Genomic DNA, 20,654 nt, shown 5'->3' with positions numbered 1-20,654 from the left:
TTAATTTTATTTTTAAGTTCATATGAAAGCGTATTAGATTATGATTTCAAGATATAAACGTAATTATGTAAAGATTAAAAAATAAAATCAGTAGGAGAAAACACTTTCTAAACTTCTGTTTACATAAATTTGGAAAGGATGGATATAAAATTATTTAACATTATAGTAGACAAAAACTGCCGGCATTGAATATGCGGCAGTTAAATTTATTTATTCTTATTTTTAGTGACAATTGCTTGGATTACAAATACGATAAAACCAACTAAGAGGCCTAATAAAATAGCTACAACTGCTGATACCATTGGGGGTAATTGGAATTGAAACTGTAATACCATACCAATAATGATCGCTATAATAACTGCGATAATCGTTATCATGTTCTCTTTAAATATACTCAACTTGTTCACTCCTATTCATCAAGTATTATAGCATGAGTTATTTAAATAGATAAATAAAACAAAATAGATTTGATAGAACTTCTAATTTTTATATAATCTAATGATTATATTGAAAATGGGAAATTTTAGTATAAATAGTCCCTTTACAAGAAGATTATAATGGCTCGATTAATAGCTCAATAATTTTTTATTGTTTAGAAAGTATATTGGTTATGTTGACGCACGGCAATTTTTTCTATATGCTAATTTGGACAATTAAAAAGAAGTGGGTGCAACAGTGAAATCAAAAAAGAAAACGACATCTTTGATTGCAATAGTAATTGTATTGGGTGTATTAGCATTTCAATTTATTAATCATACGGGGCCATTTCAAGAAAATGGTAGTAGTGATACATCTTCAGGTCCTGATAATTCAGAAAAGGTTCATGTTGATCGTGTTGTAGATGGAGATACTTTAGTTGCTAAAAATAGTGATAATGAACAATTAAAGGTAAGGTTAATAGGTATGGATACACCAGAGACTGTTAAACCTAATACGCCTGTACAGCCTTATGGTAAAGAAGCCTCGGATTATTCTAAGAAACATTTAACGAATAAAGATGTGTATTTAGAATATGATAAAGAAAAAGAAGATCGTTACGGAAGAACATTAGCATATGTATGGCTAGATGATAAAACGATGTTCAATGAGGAATTGGTGAAAAAAGGATTAGCTAGAGAAAAATATTTTTCTCCAAATGGAAAGTATAGAGAAGTATTTAAACAAGCTGAAATACAGGCTAAAAATGACCAAGTAAACCTTTGGAGTAAGTAAACTTATTCTTAGTAGGTGACACGCTTTGGTATTACTTAGTAGAAAGATAAAGTATACAACAGACCTGACTGTCGACAAAGTCTCCGACTTTGTTGGCATTTTTTTGTGCACGCTTTCCGTGAGTACTGCCTTAGCCCGTTGTTTTCGGCTAGTGTTCTTTCCAAAGGAGTATCCTCAAATCACTGCCAATATTATACTAAAGAGATTATAATATATAAATTAACCAGTAGCGGTGTTTATTATATTGAAAAAAGCAATTGAAAAAAGAACTGATTTTGGTTTAAAAGTTCAATACTATTTTGAAAAACAACTATACAAATAAAAAATAAACAAACCTTAGATTATCACCTAAGGTTTGTTTTGTTAAATTAGCTAAAACGTGCAACTAATTTATCATATTGTTCTTTAGTTAAAACATCATTTTTTGAATTTAAAGTCTCTTTGATAATTTCTTGTAAAGAAGACTTTGAAGAAACAGTTTCCACGTAATTATTTCTAATTGCTGGGCCATCAATTAAATTAACACTACCATCTGTGAAGTAGACGAGACCAACATTTGGAATTTGTTGATTTAAACGTTCGTGAATTTTTGCTGCTAATGCTTGAGTGTTTTTAGAAGCTTGTTCATAAGGATCATAATTGTAGAAGTCATAAATGACAGAATTATTTTTAATTCGTTCTATAAATGTATAAGTTGTAGAACGTGATGAGTGAAATTGGCCATGAAATTGGTTGGCAATATATCTTCCTACAATTTGATGTACTGAATTCTCTTTATCAATTTCAGATTGTTCTGCTGAATCAGGCGTAAAGTGGTAAAAAGTTTTTTGCTTCCAATTTTTGACATTAATATTGAAGATTCCTTTTTCAGTAAAAACAATATAGTCAAAAGCTCTTGCGTATTCAAATAGAGGATGCTTAACAGCTAAATTACCAGTAGCAATAATATCGAAATACGCTATTACATCTTGTTCTTTTTGTTCATTTAAAATGACTGTTAAATCTTGTTTAGCTTTTCTGAGACCATGGTGATGCGTGTCATTATTTGAACCTATATCTAACATTTTGTTTTTCAAATTTGTATTTTCACGAGTAACTGTACTTATTTTAGTTACTAATTGATCCTTAGCATAAGTTTCAGTTTCTAGTTTATTTTGCATAACACGATGATCTATAAATACTATAATAATAAGTAGTACTATTATTACTAGTAATATAAGTGGTAAAAACATGAATATCATCCTAATCTTATTAAATTTTTTAACATAGCTCATTTTACGCTTTTATTTAATTTTGTACAAATGCTATTAATCAATTCATTATAGTTACTATAATTATATTCATAGTAATATATTATAACTAACCTGTACATAATATATATTTGTAAATTAATTCCTTTCGTATCTTTTGGGCACTTAAGTGGTATTTTTTTTAATAGATAACGGTTTAACTTATGGAGATTAATAGCTATAATAAATTATATGCAATATAAAATAAGGAAGATGGTGAAAAGCGATTTGAGTACGATAAAAGAATATCTCGAGCATATTACTCGAACAATTAAACATGAGGATATTATAGCTTTTGATAATCATCCTTTTGCATATAAAATTTTAGACGAACTTTCTAATTATGATATTAAAATATCTGTGATTAGTTACTCTACAGATATTATTAAATACGTATCTAGGTATACAACTTTCAATATTATTGTACCTAATGGCGTAGTTGATAGTGCTTTTCATATCATTGTGGGTTCTGATGTTGTACAAACTTTTTCAAAATACCGTATTCGATATTACTTTATCACTGTACCATATATATTTGATAATAATTTATACCAGACAATACCTGCAATTGCCGACATTCAAAGAACACTTAATACAAATGCTAATGATATTTTTCTGTTAAACAGGCCAGATATTTTAGACAGTCATTCTAACCATGATTATACCTTGGTAGGCAGTTTTTAAAATAATTTGTGTTTTATTTCACGATTTTGTATTTAATACATTGAAATATCTAAGGACAAACTATATAATATTAATTATTGGAAACGCTTACTTTTTGTCGGGAGGTGCACATTTGGAAAATGAAAAAAATAAATCGATAAAGAGAATTGTCGAAATTTTAAACACGAATGTACCAAATTTAATTAAATATAATGGTGAAGTGGCAAAACAACTGTTTTTACATGATGCATTTGATCTTGATAATAAAGTTGATATTAGTGTAGAGAGAAAGTTTCTAGGAGAAGTTTTAAAATATATTCCAAATGAATATCGAACGTTATTGCATGATAATTCACAAAGTACTTCTGATTATACAGCAGTAGATTTTTCAAAAATAACACATGCTAATATATATAATGGTGATACATTGATTATGACAGTGATTGTATACGATGTGAAAGATGAAGAGTGGATGTTTAGATGGAACCATAATATAAGGTTGCCAGAGAAAAATATTTACTTCCATTCTATTAAATGGGATGTTGATTATATTAAACCAGAAATCGTATTAATGTATGAACTATTAGATCCAATAGATTATCATCAACTACCAAATTATAGAAATGTAATAGATTCATTAAGTTATTATCAATTTGTAATCTTGAGATTAGTTGTTGGAGATGACCGTATTAACCAAGCACTTATTTCAGAGAAAAAAGCAATATAAAATCCTTCAAATCATTCGTCAGTCCTAATAGGAAGACAAAATGAATTTGAAGGATTTTTTGCTTGTTAAATAATGTGTGATACTATATTTTTAAGCATTTTCCATTGTAACAATATTCGTAAGTTGATTTCACAGCTTTATCGGCATCTGCTACATCAATACCGAACATAATTGAAATCTCAGAAGCACCTTGGTTCATCATTTTTAAATTAATTTTAGATTCTGCTAACGCATGTGTAATTGTGTTAGCTGTACCAACGATTCTGTGCATACCTTCACCAACAATCATTAGGATGGCTAAATCATGTTCTACACTTAACTCATCAACGTCACATTTATCACGAATATCATTAAGTACTTGTTCTTCTCTGTTATGAATTTCTTTTGAACGCATAATGATACTGATGCTATCAATACCCGAAGGCATATGGTCGAAAGAAATATTATAATCTTCTAACACACCTAGGATTTTACGAGTAAACCCTACTTGTCTATTCATTAAATATTTTTTGATATTTAATACAGTAAAGCCTTTGTCACAACTAATACCACTCACGATATTGCTAGAATTAATTTCTCTATCATGACGAATAAATGTCCCTGTATCATTTGGTCTATTTGTATTTTTTATAACGACAGGAATTCTATCTTTATGTAGCGGCTGTAAAGCTTCATCATGAAAGACGCCGAAACCTGCATAAGACAATTCCCTCATTTCTCTATAGGTAATTTCATCAATAACTTCAGGATTTTTGACAATGGTTGGATTTGCTCTGAAAATGCCTGAAACATCAGTGAAGTTTTCATATAAGTCTGCTCTGACACCTCTTGCAACAATAGCACCAGTGATGTCAGACCCACCACGAGGAAATGTTACGATATAGTTTTGTCTTGAAACACCAAAAAAACCTGGGACAATTAATTTTTCGTCATATGCTCTTAAGTTATATAACGCTTCATATGATTGATCTAAAATTTGTGCGTTTTGGGGCAAATCAGTTACTTGAATACCCGCTTCGCCAGGAGATACATAGCGCGTTGGTATGCCTTGGCTATTGTTATATTCTGCAATTAATTGTGCATTGAAATTTTCACCACATGAAAGTAAAGCATCTAATAAACGTGAAGGTTTATCTTTTAATGTAGCAATAAAATTTTCTAACGTTTGATCAATCATAGTTAATAAGTTATCACTCATATCTAATTCATAAATGATATCAGCATAACGCTGAATAATTTCTTCTTTTTTAGAAATATAATCTAAATCATCAATGACTTTCTCATATAGACGAATAAGTAAATCTGTTGTTTTAACATCTTCTTTATGTCGCTTACCTGGTGCGGAAACAATGATGATTTTCCGATCTTCATCGGAATTAACGATATTTAATACTTTTTTAATTTGATCTGCAGTAGATACAGAACTTCCTCCAAACTTGGCAACTTTCATGGGACATACAACCTTTCTAAAAAATCAGAAAATTTTGTTTAGTTTTTATCACGAGAGTGATAGGATAGATATAGAATCTAAATTTTCACCTTTACAAAAATAATGAATGAATTTATACTATACCATATTCAAGTATTTTTCAACTGTACAACTGTATTTTTTAGAAGAACAATCGGAGGAATGAAATTATGAAGGAATTAAATGTAGCCTTACTAGGTTTAGGAACTGTAGGTTCTGGTGTAGTAAAAATTATTGAAGAAAATAGAGAACAAATAAAAGAAACAATGAATAAAAACATTAATATTCGACACATATTGGTTCGAGATAAATCAAGACAACGTCCAATCAATGTGTCGAATTATAATTTAACTGAAGACATTGATGAAATATTAAACGATGATTCAATTGATATTGTAGTAGAAGTTATGGGTGGTATTGAGCCAACAGTGGATTGGTTGAAGCGCGCATTAAGTCAAAAGAAACATGTAGTGACTGCAAATAAGGATTTATTAGCAGTGCATCTAAATGTATTAGAAGATTTGGCACAAGAAAATGATGTAGCTTTAAAATATGAGGCTAGTGTTGCAGGCGGTATCCCAATTGTAAACGCAATTAACAATGGATTAAATGCTAATAACATTAGTAAATTTATGGGTATATTAAATGGAACTTCTAATTTTATTTTAAGTAAAATGACAAAAGAACAAACGTCATTCGAGGATGCTTTGGATGAAGCGAAAAGATTAGGCTTTGCAGAAGCAGATCCAACTGATGATGTTGAAGGCATCGACGCTGCTAGAAAAGTTGTCATTACTTCATATTTATCATTTAACCAAGTTATTAATTTAGACGATGTGGTAAGACATGGAATTAGTGATGTTGAGCCCTCAGACATTAAAGTTGCCGATGATTTAGGTTATAAGATTAAGTTGATTGGTAAAGGTACATATGAGCATGGCCAAGTACAAGCTTCTGTCTCACCTACACTTATCAACAAAGCTCATCAATTAGCTGCTGTTGAAGATGAGTTTAATGCAATTTATGTCATCGGTGATGCAGTGGGCGAAACAATGTTTTACGGAAAAGGCGCTGGTAGTCTTGCTACTGGTAGCGCAGTTGTAAGTGATCTATTAAATGTAACATTAAATTTCGATACGAACTTACACACTTTACCACCACATTTTGAATTAAAAACTGAAAAAACAAAAGCGATTATGGACGATGGAGATACGGTATCAATTAAAGAAAAAGAAAGTTACTACGTTGTAGTGCAAACAGACGGTGAAGATGTCAATAAAGTTGAAACTTTACTTAAGGGTGCATTACCTTTCCATAAATCATTAGCAGTAACTGAACGTGACGCTCATACAGTAGGTGTTGCAGTAATCGGAATCGATGAAAATCCAGAAGCGTCAATTACAGAGTCAGGTTATATCGTTAAGAAAATTTATCCAGTAGAAGGGGTTTAATTAATATGAAGAATTGGAAAGGTTTAGTAGAAGAGTTTAAAAATTATTTACCAGTAACTGAAAAAACACCATCTTTATCATTAAATGAAGGACATACACCACTAATTTACTGTGAAAATATGTCTAAAATGTTAGGGATTGAATTACACGTAAAATATGAAGGTGCCAATCCGACAGGTTCATTCAAAGATAGAGGAATGGTCATGGCAATGGCTAAAGCGAAAGAAGAAGGCAAGAAAATTGTAATTTGTGCTTCTACTGGAAATACATCAGCTTCGGCAGCTGCATATGCTGCACGTGCTGGATTAAAAGCCATTGTAGTGATTCCAGAAGGTAAAATCGCGTTGGGTAAATTGTCACAAGCTGTGATGTACGGAGCAGAAATTGTTTCAATTGAAGGTAATTTTGATGAAGCTTTAGAAATTGTTCAAGAAATTGCTAAAAATGGAGAAATTGCTCTAGTTAATTCAGTAAACCCTTATCGCATTGAAGGACAAAAAACAGGTGCTTTCGAGGTCATCCAACAATTAGATGGTGTTGCGCCTGATATTTTATCCATCCCAGTTGGTAATGCTGGAAATATTTCTGCATATTGGAAAGGCTTTAAAGATTACCATGAAGCAAATGATACGCAATTACCACAAATGTTTGGTTTTCAAGCTGAAGGTGCTTCACCAATCGTTCAAAATAAAGTAGTGAAAAATCCCGACACAGTTGCAACAGCAATCAGAATTGGAAATCCTGCAAGTTGGGACAAAGCAACTGCCGCACTTGAGGAGTCTAATGGCCAAATAGATAGTGTTACTGACGAAGAAATATTAGAGGCCTATCAATTGATGGCGCGCAACGAAGGTGTATTCAGTGAACCAGCTAGTAATGCATCAATTGCCGGACTGATTAAGTTACATCGAGCAGGCAAATTACCTCAAGGTAAAAAAGTAGTTTCTGTATTAACCGGTAATGGTTTGAAAGATCCAGATACTGCAATTTCCTTGTTGGATAATCCGATTAAACCATTGCCAAATGATAGAGAAAGTATTTTAGAATATATCAAAGGGGCACTTTAGCATGAGCGAAAGGTTACATTTGAAAATCCCGGCATCTACTGCAAATTTAGGTGTCGGATTTGATTCAATTGGTATGGCTTTAAATAAATTTTTATATTTAGATGTGAAAATAAGTGATGAAGCTCATTGGTCGTTTAACCATATTGGTCCTAATGTAGAAGGTTTACCAACAGATAGTAGTCATTATATTTACCAAATTGCACAAAAAGTTGCGCATAAGTATAACGTGGTTTTACCTCCTTTAGCAGTAGAAATGAGAAGTGAAATCCCGTTGGCTAGAGGATTAGGTTCTTCGGCATCTGCTTTAGTAGGTGCCTTATACATAGCAAACTATTTTGGTGACATTGAGTTGTCGAAATATGAATTATTGCAACTCGCTACCGAATTTGAAGGTCATCCAGATAATGTTGCACCGACGATTTACGGTGGTTTAGTCTTAGGTTATTACAATCCAGAAACCAAGGTAACTGATGTTTCTTATATTGATACACCTAAAGTAGATATCATTATCACAGTGCCATCTTATGAATTAAGAACGATTGATTCAAGAAATGCTTTACCTGATACCTTTTCACATAAAAAGGCTGTTCAAAATAGTGCAATTAGTAACACGATGATTAGTGCACTTATTCAACATAATTACGTATTAGCTGGAAAAATGATGGAGCAAGATGGTTTTCATGAACCATACAGACAAGATTTAATTCCTGAATTCCAGACAATTAAAGGTCTAGCAAAACAATATTTAGCGTACGCTACAGTGATTAGTGGTGCTGGTCCAACTGTACTAACTATGATAGGTCCTGAACGTAGTGGTGAATTGGTTAGAGAATTAAAAAGAACATTTGAAAATTGTCGTTCAGAGTTGGTGACGATTAATGAGACGGGTGTTGAACTCAAAGTGTTGTACCAACGTCAATAATTTGTTGTAATATATAGTGAAGACGTTGAAGGGAGACAAGCAACATGAGTGAATATAAAATGATAGTAATGGATATGGATGATACATTGATGAACCATGAGAATCAGATGAGTCCTGAAACAGAAAGTTATTTAATTGACATACAAAATAAAGGATACAAAGTTGTATTAGCATCAGGACGTCCTACAGAAGGTATGTTACCTACTGCTAAAACTTTACAATTAGATCAATTTCAAAGTTATGTGATTAGCTATAATGGTGGGAAAACCGTGAATGTTAATACAGAAGTGGTGGAAGTAAGCCGTACTGTTTCTAAAGAAAATTTTGATTTTATAGTCGACTATTGTCGGAAAAATGGATTATTCGTATTAACTTATCAAGATGGATTTATTGTTTACGAAGGTGAACATGAATATATGAATATTGAATCTGAATTAACTGGATTGCCTATGAAACGCGTAGATGACTTAAAGGGCTTTATTCAAGAGGATGTGCCTAAAGTCATGGGTGTCGATTATGTACCTACGATTACAGGTCTTAATAAAGATTTGGCCGGCCATTTTAATGAAGAAATTGATGTTACGACAAGTAAACCATATTTCTTAGAATTTATGGCTAACGGCGTATCAAAAGGAAATGCCGTTACGGAATTATGTAAAAAAGTACAAATTGACCTATCAGAAGTGATTGCTTTTGGCGACAGTTCCAATGATATCTCTATGTTAAAAGTTGTTGGACACGCTGTAGCAATGGGAAATGCTAATGATGATGTGAAAAAAGTTGCTGATGAGATAACTTTAAGTAACAGTGATAACGGTATTCCACATGCTTTAAAAACTTTATTAAATTAAAAATAGAGCCTGAGACATTTAGTTATGTGTCTCGGGCTCTATTTTTAATGATAATGGTTGTTTTTTAACATTGAAAAGTAGTTTATAGCAAGTTTTAGAATGAATGAACTACTTTTGTACATAAGAACTGACATTGATTTAATGAATATGAAATCTCAGTGTGGCATCCTACTTAATATGTTTAAATCAGAGTAATTTGTGATTTTATAAAAGTTGCAGTAGTAAGATTCCTAATGTACTAAGTTTTCAACGTATGGTGTATATTACTTTGCAGTGTGCGTCCATTCATTTTTGCCACGATGTCGCTTGACGTGTGCATATACATGGTCTGCCGCATAGTCTAAGTTAGTATAAACAGTTATTGCAAATGCAGACTGGTTTTCCTCAAAGTCTTCTTGCAAGAATAAGTCTTTCAAATGTTCAAAAAGACTTTCCATTTGTGAATGGTCTAAACTACTATACTCTCTTAATGTACGTTTGATTAAGCGTTGATGCTTATCTTCAAGTGATTGCACAACTATAACGAAGCGTTCTTCAGTTTCTAAAATATCGTCAAATAAATTCGTTTGCCCAATCATATTTTCCACCTCTAAGTTACGTCATTGTTATTAATTATTATACTATACTTCTATATAACTGAAAATAACTGAGGCTTATGTATTTGGAAAGAATTAATAAAAATATTTACGTATTATACTGACAAATCTATGTATTTTAAATAAAATACTATATAACAACAAAACAGGAATACGAAATCAATGTTTAAATTGCTTTCGTATTCCTGTTTTCGTAACTTTGCTATTTTCTTAATTGCTAGTGTGTTCATTATACTAAAGCGTGTATACGCCTCTTTAATATGATATAACTAGTTTAAGTCGTGACGTTTTAAGTCAATTTTTTCAAGTTTTACAATTTTAGTTTTTCTAATAAATTTATGTACTAAGTATATTAGAACTAAAATGACCATAGGTATTATGTTTCTAAATAGTGCGCCAATATCTCCTGATAATGCTGCACCGAACGAATTACCTCCAAATAGGAACAGTAAAGCGATGATTACAATAATAGGACCTAAAGGATAAAACGGTGCTTTATACGGTAGCACATCTTTAGGATCTTTGTTTTGCTTTTTAATTGCTAAACGAAGTCTAATTTGGGCTAGAATACTAGCTGCCCAAATAACAATAACTAAAGAACCGATGATATTAAGTAATGTAAACACAATATCTGATTTGAATTGCGCCAATATAATTACTGCTAATACAATAATGAATGTTGTGAATAGTGCAACCAAAGGTAGTTTTGTTGTTTTGTTTAATTTCGCTAAGAATCTTGGTGCTTGTTTGTCTTCGGCCATTGAGTACAACATGCGACTAGTGGTATAAATACCAGAGTTAGCTGCTGATAATAACGAAGTTAAGATAACTGCGTTAATCACTGATGCTGCAAAAGCAATTCCCACACGATCAAACACAATTGTAAATGGACTTTGAGATACAGATTCGCTTTCGTTTAGTAACAAAGGATCAGTATAAGGTATGATTGCAGAAATAACTGCAATAGATAAAACATAGAATAATAATATTCTCCAAAACACTTGTTTTATTGCTTTTGGCATTGAACGATCAGGATTAGATGATTCACCTGCAGTAACTGCAACTACCTCTGTACCACCAACCGAAAATCCTGCAACGAGTAGTACGCCTAAGAAACCTGAAAAACCACCAACAAATGGTGCTTCTCCCACAGTATAATTTGAAAGGCCATATGTTTTACCACCTAAAATACCAAAGATAGTAAGAACACCAATGGCGATAAAGACAATAATTGTAATTACTTTAATTAATGATAACCAAAATTCAGTTTCACCAAATGCTTTGACTGAAAATATATTTAATAAGAAAAGTAAACATAAAAAGATAATACTCCAGGTTACAGGACTGAAAAATTGAAACGTATCCCAATAATTAAGTACACTTGCAGAAATAATGATATCTACACTTGTAACGAGTAACCATATTGCCCAATAGAGCCATCCCATCGTGAATCCTAATGACTTATCTACAAAGCGGGTAGAGTAAGAACTAAAAGATCCTGAAACAGGGTAAAATGTGGCTAGTTCCCCAATAGAGGACATTAAGAAATACAACATGACCCCAATAATTAAATAAGCTAATATAGCACCACCAGGACCAGCTTGAGAAATTACATTACCTGTAGCAACAAAAAGTCCGGTTCCAATGGCACCCCCAATTGCTATCATTGAAATATGTCGAGAATTTAGACCACGATTCATATTATTTTGTGCCATAATAAGTCTCCTAATAGTAATTTAAAATATATATACACTCCATTTTAATGCTTTTGATAGACACAAGCAATGCTTTTTATCATCTAAAAGTCACAAAATGTTTAAATATTGCGAAAATAGTCTAATTAATTAATGTTAGATATGTTGCTTTAAAAACTACTTTACATTAAAATAAGTACTAGGTAATAATTATTATTATTTAGATAGAGAATGAGGGGGAAATGTGATGAGCAACAATAAAAAATTAACTAGCCTATTTGGTGCACCAGTTTCTGATAGAGAAAATAGTATGACTGCTGGACCAAGAGGCCCACTAGTAATGCAAGATTGGTATTTTTTAGAACAAATGGCTCACTTTGACAGAGAGGTGATTCCAGAACGACGTATGCATGCAAAAGGATCAGGCGCATTTGGTACCTTTACAGTTACTAATGATATTACGCAATATACTTCAGCAAGCATTTTCTCTGAAGTTGGTAAACAGACTGAAATGTTTGCGCGTTTTTCAACAGTAGCCGGTGAACGTGGTGCAGCAGATGCAGAACGTGATATTCGTGGATTCGCTTTGAAATTCTATACAGATGAGGGAAACTGGGATTTAGTTGGTAACAATACACCAGTATTCTTCTTCAGAGATCCTAAATTATTCGCCAGTTTAAATCACGCCGTTAAACGTGACCCAAGAACAAACATGCGTAGTGCTCAAAATAATTGGGATTTTTGGACATCATTACCAGAAGCATTACATCAGGTTACAATCTTGATGTCTGACCGTGGTATTCCAAAAGGTTATAGAAATATGCATGGTTTTGGTTCTCATACTTATTCAATGTACAACGACAAAGGCGAACGCGTTTGGGTGAAGTTCCATCATAGAACACAACAAGGTATTGAAAACTTACAACCTGACGAAGCAGCGAAAATTATTGCTGACGATAGAGAATCATCACAACGTGATTTATTCGAAGCAATTGAAAATAAAGATTATCCGAAATGGAAGATGTACATCCAAGTAATGACGGAAGAACAAGCGAGAAATCATAAAGATAACCCATTTGATTTAACTAAAGTATGGTATAAAGGAGATTATCCATTAATAGAAGTAGGAGAATGGGAGCTTAACCGTAATCCAGATAACTATTTCCAAGATGTAGAACAAGCTGCTTTTGCACCTACAAATATTGTACCTGGTTTAGATTTTTCACCAGATAAAATGTTGCAAGGTCGTTTATTCTCATATGGTGATGCTCAACGTTATAGATTAGGTGTAAATCATTGGCAAATACCAGTAAACCAACCAAAAGGTGTAGGCGTAGAAAACATCTGTCCATTTAGTAGAGATGGTCAAATGAGAATTTTGGATAATAATCAAGGTGGAGGCACTCATTATTATCCAAATAGCGATGGTTCATTTGAGGATCAACCTGAATTCAAAAAACCTGGCTTAAAAGTTGAAGGCGAAGCTTATGAATATGACTTCAGACAAGATGACGACAACTACTTTGAACAACCAGGACGCTTATTTAGATTGCAATCTAAAGAACAACAAGAACGCATTTTTGAAAATACTGCAAACGAGATGCAGGGTACTACATTAGAAGTACAACACCGTCACATCCGTCACTGTTATAAAGCTGATAGTGAATATGGTAAAGGTGTAGCGAAAGCTTTAGGTATTGATATAAATGATGTTGATTTAGAAATTAAAGATTAATAATGTAGAAAAACAATGAGGTACGAATACTTTTAAAATAAGTGTTCCCAATCCTTTTGAAAATGATGATTAGTTTAGAAGTATTTACTTACATGTGGAAAAGAGGCTCGTGATGGGTCTCTTCAGAACATAGACAAAACAAACCTTAGGTGAACCATGAACTGGCCCTAGATAGTGGAAATGAAATAAAAACACTTTCGTTGAATTCATTTAAAATGAATCATATGGAGGTGTTTTTTTCTATAAAAATAAATAATGCCAACCACAATTATAAAAATGTAGCTGGCAATGATAAGTCATCCTAATTTAATAAAGATAACTCTAGTGTTATAAGCTAAATATCATTACAACATACTGTTGTATTTAAATTGTCGTATTTAAAAGATAATTTTAGCAGAGAAATTATTTTGTTTCACGATGTAACGTATATTTATTTAATCTAGGGCAGAATTTTTTTAATTCAATACGCTCAGGATTATTACGTTTATTTTTTGTAGAAATATAGTTACGATCGCCACATTCTGTACATGCTAATGTAATATTTACACGCAAAGTTAACACCTCTTTCTTAACAGGAATGATTACGTTTTAAAATTTTAGCATATAAATAAAATAATTTCAAATACTTTTAAGTTGAAATATAAAGTGAGTATGTTATTATTTAAAACGTAATGATTACGATTTATAAGGAGAGATAGAACAATGGCAAAGAAATCAAAAATAGCTAAAGAACAAAAAAGAGAACAATTAGTTGCATCATATTATGAGTTACGTAAAGAATTGAAAGCTAAAGGTGATTATGAGGCTTTAAGAAAATTACCAAGAGATTCATCACCTACAAGATTAACGCGTCGTTGCAAAGTTACAGGGAGACCAAGAGGTGTATATCGTAAGTTTGGAATGTCACGTATTGCATTACGTGAACATGCACATAAAGGGCAAATACCAGGCGTTAAAAAAGCAAGTTGGTAATTTACGACCTAAGTCCATTTACATTTAGTTTAAAACAATGTATATTATCTATTGGTAAAGATAAAGAAAAAGTTATTGTTCGGGAATTTTGGTAAATATAACTATTATTCTCTATATAATTATAGAATACATCATGAAAATCTTACCATTAAATAAATGTTTTATTAAAAATGTTAGGGGTTTGTTAACAATGAAAATTTTTGATTATGAAGATATCCAACTAATACCGAATAAATGTATTGTAAATAGTCGTTCTGAATGTGACACGATGGTTCAATTTGGTCCAAAAAGTTTTAAATTACCAGTCGTTCCAGCAAATATGCAAACAGTAATGAATGAAGAATTAGCTGAATGGTTTGCTGAAAATGATTATTTCTATATAATGCACAGATTTGATGAAGCGGCACGTGTCCCATTTACTAAGAGAATGCATGAAAAAGGTTTGATTGCATCAATTTCTGTAGGTGTTAAAGAACGTGAATTTGATTTTGTAGAGCAATTAGCTAATGAAAAAGTAATTCCAGATTATATTACAATTGATATTGCACATGGTCATTCAGATTCTGTAATCAATATGATTAAACATATTAAACAACATATTCCTGAAGTATTTGTAATTGCAGGTAATGTTGGTACTCCAGAAGGTGTACGCGAATTAGAAAACGCTGGTGCAGACGCTACCAAAGTTGGTATTGGACCAGGAAGAGTTTGTATAACTAAGATTAAAACAGGATTTGGTACAGGCGGCTGGCAATTATCAGCATTAAATCACTGCAGTAAAGCGGCAAGAAAACCAATTATTGCTGATGGTGGTATTAGAACACACGGTGATATTGCTAAATCTATACGTTTTGGTGCATCTATGGTAATGGTTGGGTCATTATTTGCTGCACATGAAGAGTCACCTGGTGAAACGGTGGAATTAGATGGTAAATTATATAAAGAATATTTCGGTAGCGCCTCTGAATTCCAAAAAGGTGAACATAAAAATGTAGAAGGTAAGAAGATGTTTGTTGAACACAAAGGTTCATTATCTAATACATTGATTGAAATGCAACAAGACTTGCAAAGTTCAATTTCATATGCGGGTGGCACTGACCTTAAATCATTAAGAAAAGTAGATTATGTAATTGTGAGAAACTCAATTTTTAACGGTGATAGAGACTAATATATTAGTGGGTGTAAAAAATTAGAAAATTATTCTTGTATGTACTTACTTTCTTAGTAGTTATTCTTGTCTTACCAATCAAAGAAACAGAACCAATGATTACAGTACAACAACAATTAAAGGATAAAGTTGCCGCTTGGTCTTCGTCAAAAACAACTAATGAAGATGCGTTGAAAGTACCCAGTAAACAAGAATTTGCAGTTAATAATATTCAAATGAATATGACTAAAGGCGCTGTAGAAGAAAAGCTAGGGAGTTCCCAACGTGTCACATCAAATGAATATGGTACAAATTGGCACACGTATTATTCGGATGGTTATAGAGGATTTGTGATGGTTAGTTATATAGATGATAAAGTAAATGCGCTATATAGTAACCAAAACGTTATATCATCTAAATCAAAAATTAAATATGGTACTCCTAAAGATAAGGTAAGGGACCGTTTAGGTAAACCTATTACTGATAAGCAAAAAGGTCATGTGAAATTTGATGTTCAAGATGATGAATTTGATAATTTTCATAAAGACAAAATATATACAACGACTTTTTATGATAAACATGAGAGCAATAACTTAACAGCACTATTACAAGTTAGTGAAAAAATGGAAAATCGATTACAACAACAATATGGCGCACCATCTGAGGGATTAGCTCAAAGCTTTGAATTGCAAAACTTTGATTTAGTTAATTCAGAACGAGTGCAGCATGAGTTAGAGCCACTTAAATATTCTCCTAGTATTTCTGAGACAGCTAGAAAACACAGTAAAGATATGGCTGAACATAATTATTTTGATCATAATAATTTATCAGGCGATACTCCATTTGATCGTATGGAAGCTGACGGGCACGATTTTAATGCAGCAGGTGAAAATTTGGCGTATGGTCAAACAAGTAGTATTTATGCTCACCAGGGCCTAATGAATTCATTAGGACACAGAAAGAATATTCTTAAGAAAGAATTTAATACACTTGGTGTAGGTGTTGACTTTAATAAAGATCGTCAGCCTTATTGGACAGAAAATTATACTGGATAATGTTTAAGGTTTGTTGTGATAGGGTATCTGTTATCATGTGAGGATGAAAAGTTATGACAACAAACAAAAAAGACAAAACAGAAGATATACTTGAAAAAGTAAAAGACGTTTTAGAGAAAAAAGATGAAAAAAGAGAGGGTGCGCGATGAGCGCATCCTCTTTTTTTGAGAGTGTTAGCATTAGAGTCGAAATATCAATTACATTTCTCTAAATAATCCAACCACTTTTCCTAATACGGTTACATTATCAAGATAAATTGGTCCCATTGTGCTATTTTCCGGTTGCAAACGATAACGCGTTTTTTCTTTATAGAAACGTTTAACAGTCGCTTCATTCTCTTCTGTCATCGCAACGATAATATCGCCGTTCTCTGCAATAGTTTGACTTCTTACGATAACTTTATCTCCATCAAGAATACCAGCTTCAATCATACTGTCACCAACAACGTTTAAGATGAATATATCGCTATTATGGGTTGAAGTGAAATGTTCTGGTAATGGAAAGTATTCTTCAACATTTTCAACCGCAGAAATAGGTACACCTGCAGTTACTTTCCCTATAACAGGAACGTGGATTGTTTCTTCCATATTAATTGATTCACCTAATTGTTCTGATACAATTTCAATGGCACGAGGTTTAGTTGGGTCTCTTCTAATGTAACCCTTTTCCTCTAATCTAGATAAATGGCCATGAACTGTCGAACTAGAGGCTAATCCAACAGCTTCTCCAATTTCTCTAACACTTGGTGGATACCCTTTGGATTGGACGGTTTGCTTGATATATTCAAAAATTTCATTTTGTCGTTTAGTTAACTCTCTCATAATAGGCACTCCCTAATTTAATTTAACTTAATTATAGCATGCTTATAGCGTTTTTACAAACGTTTGTTCGTTTGGCTGTTGACATAGAACAGATGTTCTGATAAAGTAACTATACAAACAAACGTTCTAGGAGTGGTTATGAATGATGAAGAACTATAAATCGCAAATAAAGTCTTATATTATAGTGTTGATAGTGACAATGGTGCTTTGCGCCTTATTTATATTAAGTGCTCACAATAATGCGAATTCAGAACAGACGTACGAAATGACTGACCATCAAATGACAAGCCAATCAGTAAATGGCGAACAGAGTAATGATGAAACTAAACTACAAAGCGAACAAACTTCACAGCAAGTGATGGCAGCTGTTCACTAATAGTTTTTAGTGGTGTAAATTTTAGTGAAGAGAAATGTTAATATAATGGTGTTTTTGTGAGCGAAACAATTTAGTTTCGTTCATTTTTTTGTTATATTTTTTTATATAAATAATATCGGAGGTTTATTATGGCTGATAAAGACGGTGTAGATTTACAACGCATAAATGAATTGGCAAAAAAGAAAAAAGAAAAAGGCTTGACTGAAAAAGAAGCTAAAGAACAATCTAAATTGAGAAAAGCTTACTTAGATTCATTTAGAGAAAAATTTAAGCAGCAAATTGAAAGTACAAGAGTCATAGATCCTGAAGGAAACGATGTAACGCCTGATAAAGTGAAAAATATATTAGATTCTAAAAATAAAGAAGATAAAAACTAAATCAATTTTTTGTTAAATAGATACCAAATAAGGTATAATAAGATAGAAACTTGCTAGAAGAAAGGAAGTCATTTAGATGAATAAAGAAAAAGATCAATTAGCGGTAGATACGATTAGAGCGTTAAGTATCGATGCAGTTGAACAAGCAAATTCAGGACACCCTGGATTACCAATGGGCGCTGCTCCTATGGCATACACATTATGGACACGTCACTTGAATTTTAATCCCCAATCAAAAGATTTCTTTGACAGAGATCGTTTTGTATTATCAGCTGGACATGGTTCTGCGTTATTATATAGCTTATTACATGTTTCAGGTAGTTTAGAATTAGAAGAATTAAAAGAATTTAGACAATGGGGTTCTAAAACACCAGGACATCCTGAGTTCAAACACACTGATGGTGTAGAAGTTACAACTGGTCCACTTGGACAAGGTTTTGCTATGTCTGTTGGTATGGCTATGGCCGAAAAACATTTAGCAGGTAAATTTAATAAAGAAGATGCTAAAGTTGTTGACCATTACACATATGTACTTGCTTCAGATGGTGACTTAATGGAAGGTATTTCTCACGAAGCAGCTTCATTAGCAGGGCATAACCAATTAGATAAATTGATTGTTTTATATGATTCAAATGATATCTCATTAGATGGAGATTTAAATAAAGCCTTTTCTGAAGATGTTAAGGGTCGTTTTGAAGCCTATGGTTGGAAACACATTTTAGTTGAAGAAGGTAATGATTTAGACGCAATTGATAAAGCGATTGAAGAAGCTAAATCTCAAGATGTACCAACAATTATTGAAATTAAAACAATTATTGGTTATGGTGCGCCTAATAAACAAGCTTCACATGGTGTTCACGGTGCGCCTCTTGGTGAAGATGAAAGAAAATTAGCGCTTGAAAACTACGGTTTAGACCCTGAAAAACGTTTCAATGTTCCAGAAGAAGTTTATGAAATTTTCCAACAAAGTATGTTGAAACGTGCTAACGAAAAAGAAGAAGCATGGAATAAACTTGTTGAAGAATATAGTAATAAATATCCTGAATTAGCTGAAGAATTTAAATTGGCTATCAGTGGTAAATTACCAGAAAACTATAGAGATGAGTTACCACACTTTGAAGCTGGGCATAGTGGTGCTTCACGTGCTGACTCTGGTGAAGTAATTCAAACTTTAAGTAAAACGGTACCTTCATTCTTTGGTGGTTCAGCCGACTTAGCTGGTTCAAATAAATCAAATGTCAAAGATGCGACAGATTTTGATAAAGATACACCAGAAGGTAAAAATATTTGGTTTGGTGTTCGTGAATTTGCAATGGGCGCTGCAGTAAATGGTATGGCTGCACATGGTGGTTTACACCCATACGGCGCAACTTTCTTCGTATTCAGTGACTACCTAAAACCAGCATTACGCCTTTCATCTATCATGGGATTAAACTCAACGTTTATCTTTACACATGATTCAATTGCAGTTGGGGAAGATGGTCCTACACATGAACCAATTGAACAATTAGCTGGTTTACGTGCTATTCCAAACATGAATGTTATTCGTCCAGCGGATGGTAACGAAACTCGTGTAGCTTGGGAAGTAGCATTAGAATCTGAAAATACACCGACATCACTTGTATTAACGCGTCAAAACCTTACTACGATGGATTTACCGAAAGAAACTGTAGAAGAGGGCGTACGTAAAGGTGCGTATGTCGTATTCGAATCAGACAAAGAGCCAGAATTCTTATTATTAGCTACTGGTTCTGAAGTTAACTTAGCAATTGAAGCGGCTAAAGATTTAGAAGCACAAGGTAAAGGCGTACGTGTTGTTTCTATGCCAAACTGGAATGCGTTCGATCAACAAACTGCTGAATATAAAGAATCAGTAATGCCATCATCAATCACTAAACGTGTAGCAATTGAAATGGCTTCACCACTTGGTTGGCATAAATATGTGGGTACTGAAGGTAAAGTGATCGGTATCGACGGTTTCGGTGCAAGTGCGCCTGGAGACTTAGTTGTTGAAAAATATGGCTTCACAAAAGAAAATGTATTGAATCAAATTCAAACATTTTAATTTATGTAACTAAGCTTAATTTGTTGGTATGAGAGCCTAGGTTCTCATACCAATTTTTATTTTTAGAAATAAAAATATACTTATATTTACAAAGTTAATTTTTAATTGGTATAATACATAAGTCGAAACGCTATATTAATTGAGTTGCTCTTGAAAAGGGGCACTA

General features: G+C 32.7%; 21 protein-coding genes. 14 read left to right on the top strand and 7 right to left on the bottom strand.

The features are described 5' to 3' along the window. Nucleotides 1-206: 206 nt before the first annotated feature. Complete coding sequence (locus D9V42_RS12715; protein ID WP_107531964.1) at nucleotides 207-398, bottom strand: hypothetical protein; 192 nt, start codon at nucleotides 396-398, stop codon at nucleotides 207-209. Nucleotides 399-675: 277 nt separating this feature from the next. Between D9V42_RS12715 and nucI the strand changes: the two genes are divergently transcribed. Continuing rightward, nucleotides 676-1,212 (top strand): thermonuclease NucI, encoded by a 537-nt coding sequence (gene nucI, locus D9V42_RS12710; protein ID WP_122065253.1) that lies wholly within the window; start codon nucleotides 676-678, stop codon nucleotides 1,210-1,212. A 368-nt stretch (nucleotides 1,213-1,580) separates the two neighbouring features. Here nucI and D9V42_RS12705 read toward each other — a convergent pair whose 3' ends face one another. Beyond that, nucleotides 1,581-2,444, bottom strand: coding sequence for a hypothetical protein (locus tag D9V42_RS12705; RefSeq protein ID WP_122065251.1), 864 nt, complete (start codon nucleotides 2,442-2,444; stop codon nucleotides 1,581-1,583). 285 nt (nucleotides 2,445-2,729) lie between these two features. Here D9V42_RS12705 and D9V42_RS12700 point away from each other — a divergent pair, with 285 nt between their 5' ends. Further along, on the top strand, nucleotides 2,730-3,185 hold the full coding sequence (locus tag D9V42_RS12700) for a sugar phosphate isomerase family (protein WP_107556376.1): 456 nt from the start codon (nucleotides 2,730-2,732) through the stop codon (nucleotides 3,183-3,185). Nucleotides 3,186-3,297: 112 nt separating this feature from the next. Continuing rightward, complete coding sequence (locus tag D9V42_RS12695; RefSeq protein ID WP_122065249.1) at nucleotides 3,298-3,891, top strand: hypothetical protein; 594 nt, start codon at nucleotides 3,298-3,300, stop codon at nucleotides 3,889-3,891. An 82-nt stretch (nucleotides 3,892-3,973) separates the two neighbouring features. Here D9V42_RS12695 and D9V42_RS12690 read toward each other — a convergent pair whose 3' ends face one another. Further along, complete coding sequence (locus D9V42_RS12690) at nucleotides 3,974-5,341, bottom strand: aspartate kinase (protein ID WP_122065247.1); 1,368 nt, start codon at nucleotides 5,339-5,341, stop codon at nucleotides 3,974-3,976. A gap of 188 nt (nucleotides 5,342-5,529) precedes the next feature. Between D9V42_RS12690 and D9V42_RS12685 the strand changes: the two genes are divergently transcribed. Genes D9V42_RS12685 through D9V42_RS12670 form a run of 4 tightly spaced genes read left to right on the top strand, consistent with a single transcriptional unit; the run spans nucleotide 5,530 to nucleotide 9,650 of the window. Continuing rightward, complete coding sequence (locus tag D9V42_RS12685) at nucleotides 5,530-6,810, top strand: homoserine dehydrogenase (protein WP_107555688.1); 1,281 nt, start codon at nucleotides 5,530-5,532, stop codon at nucleotides 6,808-6,810. A gap of 5 nt (nucleotides 6,811-6,815) precedes the next feature. Then, complete coding sequence (thrC, locus tag D9V42_RS12680) at nucleotides 6,816-7,877, top strand: threonine synthase (RefSeq protein ID WP_107555687.1); 1,062 nt, start codon at nucleotides 6,816-6,818, stop codon at nucleotides 7,875-7,877. A 1-nt stretch (nucleotide 7,878) separates the two neighbouring features. After that, nucleotides 7,879-8,799 (top strand): homoserine kinase, encoded by a 921-nt coding sequence (thrB, locus tag D9V42_RS12675; protein WP_122065245.1) that lies wholly within the window; start codon nucleotides 7,879-7,881, stop codon nucleotides 8,797-8,799. 44 nt (nucleotides 8,800-8,843) lie between these two features. Then, on the top strand, nucleotides 8,844-9,650 hold the full coding sequence (locus D9V42_RS12670) for a Cof-type HAD-IIB family hydrolase (protein WP_122065243.1): 807 nt from the start codon (nucleotides 8,844-8,846) through the stop codon (nucleotides 9,648-9,650). 263 nt (nucleotides 9,651-9,913) lie between these two features. Here the strand turns inward: D9V42_RS12670 and D9V42_RS12665 are convergent, their stop codons facing one another. Both D9V42_RS12665 and D9V42_RS12660 read right to left on the bottom strand, forming a co-directional pair. Further along, nucleotides 9,914-10,228 carry a hypothetical protein gene (locus D9V42_RS12665; protein ID WP_017724366.1) on the bottom strand — a complete coding sequence of 105 codons (315 nt, stop codon included), beginning with the start codon at nucleotides 10,226-10,228 and terminating at the stop codon, nucleotides 9,914-9,916. Nucleotides 10,229-10,515: 287 nt separating this feature from the next. Beyond that, nucleotides 10,516-11,961, bottom strand: a complete 1,446-nt coding sequence (locus tag D9V42_RS12660; RefSeq protein WP_122065241.1) for an amino acid permease — start codon at nucleotides 11,959-11,961, stop codon at nucleotides 10,516-10,518. A 226-nt stretch (nucleotides 11,962-12,187) separates the two neighbouring features. On the opposite strand from D9V42_RS12660, the gene D9V42_RS12655 reads away from it, so the two are divergent. Beyond that, nucleotides 12,188-13,675 (top strand): catalase, encoded by a 1,488-nt coding sequence (locus D9V42_RS12655; RefSeq protein ID WP_107555683.1) that lies wholly within the window; start codon nucleotides 12,188-12,190, stop codon nucleotides 13,673-13,675. A 402-nt stretch (nucleotides 13,676-14,077) separates the two neighbouring features. Here the strand turns inward: D9V42_RS12655 and rpmG are convergent, their stop codons facing one another. After that, nucleotides 14,078-14,227, bottom strand: coding sequence for a 50S ribosomal protein L33 (rpmG, locus tag D9V42_RS12650; protein WP_017724369.1), 150 nt, complete (start codon nucleotides 14,225-14,227; stop codon nucleotides 14,078-14,080). A 150-nt stretch (nucleotides 14,228-14,377) separates the two neighbouring features. On the opposite strand from rpmG, the gene rpsN reads away from it, so the two are divergent. The 3 genes from rpsN (at nucleotide 14,378) to D9V42_RS12635 (ending at nucleotide 16,849) form a co-directional block, all read left to right on the top strand. Beyond that, entirely contained in the window at nucleotides 14,378-14,647 is a 270-nt protein-coding gene (rpsN, locus tag D9V42_RS12645; protein WP_107555682.1) for a 30S ribosomal protein S14, read from the top strand. Between the two features lie 190 nt (nucleotides 14,648-14,837). After that, the gene (guaC, locus tag D9V42_RS12640; protein ID WP_122065239.1) at nucleotides 14,838-15,815 is read left to right on the top strand and encodes a GMP reductase; all 978 of its coding nucleotides are present in this window, start codon (nucleotides 14,838-14,840) and stop codon (nucleotides 15,813-15,815) included. Between the two features lie 20 nt (nucleotides 15,816-15,835). Continuing rightward, nucleotides 15,836-16,849 carry a CAP domain-containing protein gene (locus D9V42_RS12635; RefSeq protein WP_208639079.1) on the top strand — a complete coding sequence of 338 codons (1,014 nt, stop codon included), beginning with the start codon at nucleotides 15,836-15,838 and terminating at the stop codon, nucleotides 16,847-16,849. Between the two features lie 197 nt (nucleotides 16,850-17,046). Here D9V42_RS12635 and lexA read toward each other — a convergent pair whose 3' ends face one another. Next, nucleotides 17,047-17,670, bottom strand: coding sequence for a transcriptional repressor LexA (gene lexA, locus D9V42_RS12630; RefSeq protein WP_122065235.1), 624 nt, complete (start codon nucleotides 17,668-17,670; stop codon nucleotides 17,047-17,049). Nucleotides 17,671-17,812: 142 nt separating this feature from the next. On the opposite strand from lexA, the gene sosA reads away from it, so the two are divergent. The 3 genes from sosA to tkt all read left to right on the top strand — a co-directional run bounded on the left by sosA (nucleotide 17,813) and on the right by tkt (nucleotide 20,488). Further along, the gene (gene sosA, locus D9V42_RS12625; RefSeq protein ID WP_122065233.1) at nucleotides 17,813-18,046 is read left to right on the top strand and encodes a DNA damage-induced cell division inhibitor SosA; all 234 of its coding nucleotides are present in this window, start codon (nucleotides 17,813-17,815) and stop codon (nucleotides 18,044-18,046) included. A gap of 128 nt (nucleotides 18,047-18,174) precedes the next feature. Beyond that, nucleotides 18,175-18,423: a DUF896 domain-containing protein gene (locus D9V42_RS12620; protein WP_107531355.1), complete on the top strand. Its 249-nt coding sequence runs from the start codon at nucleotides 18,175-18,177 to the stop codon at nucleotides 18,421-18,423. 76 nt (nucleotides 18,424-18,499) lie between these two features. Then, complete coding sequence (gene tkt / locus D9V42_RS12615; RefSeq protein ID WP_107555678.1) at nucleotides 18,500-20,488, top strand: transketolase; 1,989 nt, start codon at nucleotides 18,500-18,502, stop codon at nucleotides 20,486-20,488. Nucleotides 20,489-20,654: the final 166 nt, after the last annotated feature.

It is taken from the genome of Staphylococcus pseudoxylosus (assembly GCF_003697915.1).
Lineage (GTDB): Bacteria > Bacillota > Bacilli > Staphylococcales > Staphylococcaceae > Staphylococcus > Staphylococcus pseudoxylosus.
The sequence above is the reverse complement of the archived record's forward strand: the minus strand, read 5'-3'. Positions and strand labels throughout refer to the sequence as shown.

What these genes read in the sequence shown, in the direction of transcription:
- D9V42_RS12705 (WP_122065251.1), bottom strand. Translation starts at nt 2,444, where the DNA reads ATGTTTTTACCACTTATATTACTAGTAATAATAGTACTACTTATTATT.
- D9V42_RS12690 (WP_122065247.1), bottom strand. Translation starts at nt 5,341, where the DNA reads ATGAAAGTTGCCAAGTTTGGAGGAAGTTCTGTATCTACTGCAGATCAA.
- D9V42_RS12685 (WP_107555688.1), top strand. Translation starts at nt 5,530, where the DNA reads ATGAAGGAATTAAATGTAGCCTTACTAGGTTTAGGAACTGTAGGTTCT.
- thrC (WP_107555687.1), top strand. Translation starts at nt 6,816, where the DNA reads ATGAAGAATTGGAAAGGTTTAGTAGAAGAGTTTAAAAATTATTTACCA.
- thrB (WP_122065245.1), top strand. Translation starts at nt 7,879, where the DNA reads ATGAGCGAAAGGTTACATTTGAAAATCCCGGCATCTACTGCAAATTTA.
- D9V42_RS12670 (WP_122065243.1), top strand. Translation starts at nt 8,844, where the DNA reads ATGAGTGAATATAAAATGATAGTAATGGATATGGATGATACATTGATG.
- D9V42_RS12665 (WP_017724366.1), bottom strand. Translation starts at nt 10,228, where the DNA reads ATGATTGGGCAAACGAATTTATTTGACGATATTTTAGAAACTGAAGAA.
- D9V42_RS12660 (WP_122065241.1), bottom strand. Translation starts at nt 11,961, where the DNA reads ATGGCACAAAATAATATGAATCGTGGTCTAAATTCTCGACATATTTCA.
- D9V42_RS12655 (WP_107555683.1), top strand. Translation starts at nt 12,188, where the DNA reads ATGAGCAACAATAAAAAATTAACTAGCCTATTTGGTGCACCAGTTTCT.
- rpsN (WP_107555682.1), top strand. Translation starts at nt 14,378, where the DNA reads ATGGCAAAGAAATCAAAAATAGCTAAAGAACAAAAAAGAGAACAATTA.
- guaC (WP_122065239.1), top strand. Translation starts at nt 14,838, where the DNA reads ATGAAAATTTTTGATTATGAAGATATCCAACTAATACCGAATAAATGT.
- lexA (WP_122065235.1), bottom strand. Translation starts at nt 17,670, where the DNA reads ATGAGAGAGTTAACTAAACGACAAAATGAAATTTTTGAATATATCAAG.
- sosA (WP_122065233.1), top strand. Translation starts at nt 17,813, where the DNA reads ATGATGAAGAACTATAAATCGCAAATAAAGTCTTATATTATAGTGTTG.
- D9V42_RS12620 (WP_107531355.1), top strand. Translation starts at nt 18,175, where the DNA reads ATGGCTGATAAAGACGGTGTAGATTTACAACGCATAAATGAATTGGCA.
- tkt (WP_107555678.1), top strand. Translation starts at nt 18,500, where the DNA reads ATGAATAAAGAAAAAGATCAATTAGCGGTAGATACGATTAGAGCGTTA.